6 protein-coding genes are annotated in these 3,152 nt (G+C 61.8%); all 6 read left to right on the forward strand.

The genetic code is table 11. The annotated features are described in order from the left end of the window. The first annotated feature begins 202 nt into the window (after positions 1–202). The 6 genes from QZY44_RS01330 (at position 203) to QZY44_RS01355 (ending at position 2,909) form a co-directional block, all read left to right on the forward strand. Positions 203–1,012: a DNA cytosine methyltransferase gene (locus tag QZY44_RS01330; RefSeq protein ID WP_365302973.1), complete on the forward strand. Its 810-nt coding sequence runs from the start codon at positions 203–205 to the stop codon at positions 1,010–1,012. Between the two features lie 104 nt (positions 1,013–1,116). Next, entirely contained in the window at positions 1,117–1,320 is a 204-nt protein-coding gene (locus tag QZY44_RS01335; protein ID WP_295441195.1) for a hypothetical protein, read from the forward strand. Positions 1,321–1,710: 390 nt separating this feature from the next. Then, entirely contained in the window at positions 1,711–2,034 is a 324-nt protein-coding gene (locus tag QZY44_RS01340) for a hypothetical protein (protein ID WP_295441198.1), read from the forward strand. 109 nt (positions 2,035–2,143) lie between these two features. Beyond that, positions 2,144–2,347 carry a hypothetical protein gene (locus QZY44_RS01345; protein ID WP_295441201.1) on the forward strand — a complete coding sequence of 68 codons (204 nt, stop codon included), beginning with the start codon at positions 2,144–2,146 and terminating at the stop codon, positions 2,345–2,347. Positions 2,348–2,446: 99 nt separating this feature from the next. After that, on the forward strand, positions 2,447–2,650 hold the full coding sequence (locus tag QZY44_RS01350) for a hypothetical protein (RefSeq protein WP_295441204.1): 204 nt from the start codon (positions 2,447–2,449) through the stop codon (positions 2,648–2,650). Positions 2,651–2,711: 61 nt separating this feature from the next. Further along, on the forward strand, positions 2,712–2,909 hold the full coding sequence (locus QZY44_RS01355) for a hypothetical protein (protein ID WP_295441208.1): 198 nt from the start codon (positions 2,712–2,714) through the stop codon (positions 2,907–2,909). The last annotated feature ends 243 nt before the right edge of the window (positions 2,910–3,152 follow it).

The raw sequence follows: 3,152 nt of genomic DNA on the forward strand, positions 1-3,152 counted from the left end.
GGCACCGAAGGCGGTGGTGGTGCTGGAGTTCCTGCCGGCGGCGCGATGAGGACCGCCTTGGGGCCACCCGCGGCTAACGAACAGGGCTAAAGCGACGCGCGCCACCACTGCCCTTGCAAACCGCACCGCCCTTCGTGGCGCGCGGTCGCTTTTAAGGCAATTGTTAGATGCGTTTTCTTTCTTTTCTTTATTGCGGTGCTAAATGAATGAGCTGGCTTTATTCGCGGGCGCGGGTGGAGGAATACTCGGCGGCAAGCTGCTCGGGTGGCGAACCGTCTGCGCAGTTGAGCGAGACGCCTACGCTGCAAGCGTATTGCTCGCAAGACAGAATGACGGATTTCTCGCGCCTTTCCCGATTTGGGATGACGTTTGCACCTTTGACGGACGACCTTGGCGCGGACGTGTTGACGTGGTATCTGGCGGGTTCCCCTGCCAGGACATCAGCGCGGCCGGAAAGGGGGCCGGAATCACCGGAGAGCGCAGCGGACTGTGGTTGGAAATGGCGCGAATCATCAGTGAAGTACGACCCCGCTATGCGTTTGTGGAAAACTCGCCAATGCTCACTGTTCGAGGGCTCGGAGTGGTTCTCGGAGACCTGGCCGCGCTGGGGTTCGATGCGCGATGGGGAGTGCTGGGAGCGGCCGATGTCGGAGCGCCCCACTTACGCGCGAGGCTTTGGATTGTTGCCGACGATCAGAGCACAAGACGGAGAGAGGGGCGGGCGGGGCGATCTAATTCAGGCGGTGAGAGGGAACCCCAACAGCCATTACAAACTGTGGCCAACACCGCAAGCGCGCGACCACTTCCCGGCGCACACCCCGGAGTACATCGCAGCCAAGAAGGCGCAGGGGCATGGGATGAGCAATCTCAACGACAGAGTTGGTGGGCAGTTGAACCCGACGTGGGTCGAGTGGCTCATGGGGTGGCCGCTCGGGTGGACCGCGTTCGCGCCCTTGGGAATGGGCAAGTCCCAGCTTGCGCCGCTGAGGCTTGGCGCGCGCTGAGCATCTAACGAACAGAGCCAAGGCGGCCCGCGCTACTCCGGGCCTACCAACAACAGCGACGCCCGATAGCGCGGGCTCGCTCTTGGGCGCCGTGTTAGGCGCTGGGGCCTATATGGACGCGACGAGAAACGAAGCTATCCGCTGGTGCCGAGAGAAGGGCGTCGATTTCCGCAATCCGATCTATCCTCCGCCTGAAGGATGGGCATGGGCTGATGCAGTAGGCGCCCTGGTGTTGACCGCGATCTTCACCGACACCGAGGACTCCGACATCACGTCCGCCGATGCTGGCATTCAGCATTCTGCGGCGATTCACTGATGCCTAACGAACAGAGCCAAGGCGGCGCCCGCCAAGCGCCGACCTATTAACAAACCTGGGCGCCGATGGCGGGCGCTCGCTCTTGGGCGCCGTGTTAGGCGCTGGAGTCTGATGTGAAAGTGAGAGATATCCTTGCGCTGGCGAAGAGTGGCCGCCCGGACTTGGCCGCAATAAACCTCGGATGCTCCAAAACGGGCGCATGGCAGAAGCCCGTTCGGCTCCTGCGGATCGTCCGCAAATACCCGCATAGCTGCGGGACCGTCTTCAGCATGGCCTATCTCGGGTCATGCTGGCGCGAAGGGCGGGCACTGCGCGCTGAGTCTGGCGCCTAACATGTTCTAGGCCGAGACGGGCCACTAGCGAACTAGACTGAAACAACCGAGCACCCGCATGTCCCAGACCCGCATCCATTCCGCTCTTGAGTCCGTTGCCAACGTCGCCATTGGCTACAGCGCCGCGCTCGCTTTTAAACCGCTTGTTAGGAAGTCGTTTTCTCCAGGTCCAGGATGGCAGCACATGGCGGGCGCAGTCTGGGAGCGCGGCCCGATCCGCGTCCACATGGGCGGGATTGTCCGGCTCCAGGACGGCACGATCATCAGTGAGAAGGCCGTGCATCACCGGTACCAGCAGGCGGCCCTGCTGGTCCGCATTAACGGCGGAAACCGCAAGCGGGGGCTGATGGCTTGGGCCAGGCTGCTGGCGGCTGATTCTTGATCCTAACGAACCGGGCTAAAGCGGCCCCGCCAACCGCTGCCCTATCAATCCACTCAGAGCCCGATGGCGGGGCTCGATTTTGAGCCGAGGGTTAGGCTCCGGAGATAATATGGTTACTGTATTGCTTGTTTCGCTGGCGATCACATACCTTTGGGCCGGGCTTACGACGCTCAAGGCGACGCTCGAACTGGTCGGCATTGGCGACGCAATGCACCTGACAGGCATTGACGCCAAAATTTTAACCTCGCTCAGACTTCAGCTTGGCATAGTCATGCTGTGGCCGATTTTTCTCCCGTTGCGGATGCGCGGCTAGGCACCTAACGAACCGGGCTAAAGCGGCCCCGCCGTCCGCTGCCCTCTCAACCCACTCAGAGCCCGTGGCGGAGCTCGGTTTTTAAGCGAAGGTTAGGCTATGGCACTGGACACAGAGACGGTCTCACTATTGCGGGAGGCTGCCGACTACCTATCAGACAAGGGACTGACCAGATTGGCGAGTGCGGTAGATGCCGCGATCCTTCTGAACGCTAGCCTGCCGAACGACCTGAAGGAAGCCAGATCAAACGGCTACCAGGCTGCCCTGTCGCACGATTGCGATGTGGAGGAATATGGAGCCTAACATACAGAGCCAAGGACGGCCCTTTTCCGAGCCTAACGTACAAGGCCAAGGGGCGCGCGCCATGCACGACACCGGCAAACCAGCACAGAGCCCGATGGCGCGCGTCCCTCTTGGGCGTCGTGTTAGATCGCGCGAGCCGCGGTATTTGGACTGGACGATGTTTCTTGCCTTTTCCCTGGCAATGCTGGCGGCGACGGCAACGGCCGCAGCCATCTACTTTGCGACGCGGCTTACCGCGTGCGTTGCCGGCGCGATCTAACGAACAGAGCCAAGGCGGCCCGCGCTACTCCGGGCCTACCAACAACAGCGACGCCCGATAGCGCGGGCTCGCTCTTGGGCGCCGGGTTAGGCGCTGGAGACATCATGGATCACGTTTGCACGGTCTGTTTCAGGACCGTCGACCAGCACAAAGACAGTGAATATTGGCCCCCGCTGTGCTGCCCCGGTTGCGACTGCCGATCCTTTGAGGATGCCCACGCAGCCGATCCGCTCACCAAGACCC

The organism is uncultured Thiodictyon sp. (genome assembly GCA_903837595.1).
Classification (GTDB): domain Bacteria; phylum Pseudomonadota; class Gammaproteobacteria; order Chromatiales; family Chromatiaceae; genus Thiodictyon.

Coding starts and splice junctions, on each gene's coding strand:
- QZY44_RS01345 (WP_295441201.1), top strand. CDS start 2,144: ATGGTTACTGTATTGCTTGTTTCGCTGGCGATCACATACCTTTGGGCC.
- QZY44_RS01335 (WP_295441195.1), top strand. CDS start 1,117: ATGGACGCGACGAGAAACGAAGCTATCCGCTGGTGCCGAGAGAAGGGC.
- QZY44_RS01355 (WP_295441208.1), top strand. CDS start 2,712: ATGCACGACACCGGCAAACCAGCACAGAGCCCGATGGCGCGCGTCCCT.
- QZY44_RS01330 (WP_365302973.1), top strand. CDS start 203: ATGAATGAGCTGGCTTTATTCGCGGGCGCGGGTGGAGGAATACTCGGC.
- QZY44_RS01340 (WP_295441198.1), top strand. CDS start 1,711: ATGTCCCAGACCCGCATCCATTCCGCTCTTGAGTCCGTTGCCAACGTC.
- QZY44_RS01350 (WP_295441204.1), top strand. CDS start 2,447: ATGGCACTGGACACAGAGACGGTCTCACTATTGCGGGAGGCTGCCGAC.